This is a genomic window from Peribacillus psychrosaccharolyticus ATCC 23296 (assembly GCF_000305495.1).
GTDB classification, from domain to species: Bacteria; Bacillota; Bacilli; order Bacillales; family DSM-1321; genus Peribacillus; species Peribacillus psychrosaccharolyticus.
Map to the genome: position 1 here is coordinate 1 of NZ_AJTN02000094.1, position 1,816 is coordinate 1,816.

Genomic DNA, 1,816 nt, shown 5'->3' on the forward strand with positions numbered 1-1,816 from the left:
AAAGTCATGATTGTCGGCATCACACCTGGTTTACATCAAATGAAACGTTCATTTTCAACGGTCATTGATACAAAGGACAAGTCAATGACGGACGAAGAAATTCTTCAAGAAGTAAAAAAGAGATCAAGTTTTGAAGGACCGATGCGAATAAACTTGGTGCGTATGTTAGATGAGTTAGGATTACATGAATACCTAGGGCTGTCTTCCACGATGGAGCTTTTCAACAAAGCAAACGATTTGGTCCATACGACTTCGGTCATAAAGTATCCGGTTTTTTATAATGGGAAAAATTACAGTGGGACAACACCCAGTATGATAAAGAATGAAACGTTAAAAAAATATGTTGTGAACGGCTTTGCTGAGGAAATAAAACCGCTCGATAGGCCACTCATTATTCCGTTAGGAGTCAATGTCTCTAAAGTACTGGATTATTTAACTGAACATGAGGAGCTTGATCCATCCACAACGCTCACTGGATTTCCGCATCCATCCGGAGGGAACGGGCATCGACATAGACAATTTGCCGAAAATAAAGAGCAAATGAAAGAAATGATTAAGAACTATTTTTCTAAAAGGGAGAGATTCTGAATGGCAGAAATCAAGTATGAAATTATCGAGAAGATTGCTGTATTGTCCGAATCCACAAAAGGGTGGAAAAAGGAATTAAATCTGATCAGCTGGAATGGAAGGGACCCTAAATATGATTTACGTGAATGGGCACCCGATCACGAGAAAATGGGAAAAGGAATCACCTTATCCAAAGAAGAAATAATAGAGCTAAAGAAAGGGCTAAACAATCTGGATAGCATTGAGTAAAAATTTACGCAGAGAGTTACTGAGTCTCTGCGTTTTTATTTGTTTGGAATGTTGACTTTTCAGTATTCTCGCTCTATTATAAAACAAGAATATATGTTCGGGATAAATTTAGAGAGGGGATGTTTATCAATGAATAAACGTTGTAAGTGGGTTACCGAAAAAGAACCTTTATATATGGAGTACCATGATAAGGAATGGGGGGTACCAGTATATGATGATCGACTGTTATTTGAAATGCTTTGTTTAGAGGGAGCACAGGCAGGACTAAGCTGGTGGACGATTCTACAAAAACGAGAAAATTATCGTGAAGCTTTTGATCAATTTGAAGCGGAGAAAATCATTCACTATACAGATGAGAAATTACAATCGTTACGAGAAAATCCGGGGATTGTTCGGAATAAATTGAAAATCCAAAGCGTAGTAAGCAATGCACACGCGTACTTACAAAAGCAAAAAGAATACGGATCCTTTTCAAATTATATCTGGAGTTTTGTCGATGGCTCTCCAATTATCAACGAGTGGGAATCAATGAAAGAGATGCCGGTATCCACTGAGTTAAGTGACAAAATGAGTAAACAATTAAAAAAAGATGGCTTTAAATTTGTAGGCGGCACGATCTGTTATTCCTATATGCAAGCAGTCGGAATGATTAATGATCACACGATCGATTGTTTCTGCCATCCCTCTCACGTTAAAACACGTTAAAAAAGGACAAATGAAGAGATCATCTAATTAAAGATCTCTTCATTAAAATTAATCGAAATACGCTGCCAGCTTTTGAATGAGCGGGCTTTTTCGTAAATCTTGATGATATATTAAGCTATAAGATAGCGGCATTTGGAATGGGTATCCGATTAGCTTAATGGCCTTCATCCTTCCGTCTAAAATATAGGGATCCTCCTCAATCATCAAGTTAGTAAGAATACTGACACCTAACCCAGCCATCACTGATTTTTTAATGACTTCGGAATTATAGGATTGAAAAAAGAATCGTCTGTTC

The 1,816-nt window shown here is 37.5% G+C and carries 4 protein-coding genes; 3 read left to right on the forward strand and 1 reads right to left on the reverse strand.

Features of this window, described 5'->3' with window-relative positions; all coding sequences use genetic code 11:
- From WYK_RS06150 to WYK_RS06160, 3 genes are all read left to right on the forward strand, one after another.
- A partial coding sequence (locus WYK_RS06150; RefSeq protein ID WP_040373683.1) for a hypothetical protein occupies positions 1-588 on the forward strand: 588 nt, incomplete at its 5' end.
- Complete coding sequence (locus WYK_RS06155) at positions 589-816, forward strand: YdbC family protein (RefSeq protein WP_040373684.1); 228 nt, start codon at positions 589-591, stop codon at positions 814-816.
- 129 nt (positions 817-945) lie between these two features.
- Positions 946-1,521, forward strand: coding sequence for a DNA-3-methyladenine glycosylase I (locus WYK_RS06160; protein WP_040373685.1), 576 nt, complete (start codon positions 946-948; stop codon positions 1,519-1,521).
- 48 nt (positions 1,522-1,569) lie between these two features.
- On the opposite strand, the gene WYK_RS06165 is transcribed toward WYK_RS06160, so the two are convergent.
- The coding region (locus WYK_RS06165) for a LysR substrate-binding domain-containing protein (protein ID WP_040373686.1) at positions 1,570-1,816 on the reverse strand (247 nt) is incomplete at its 5' end.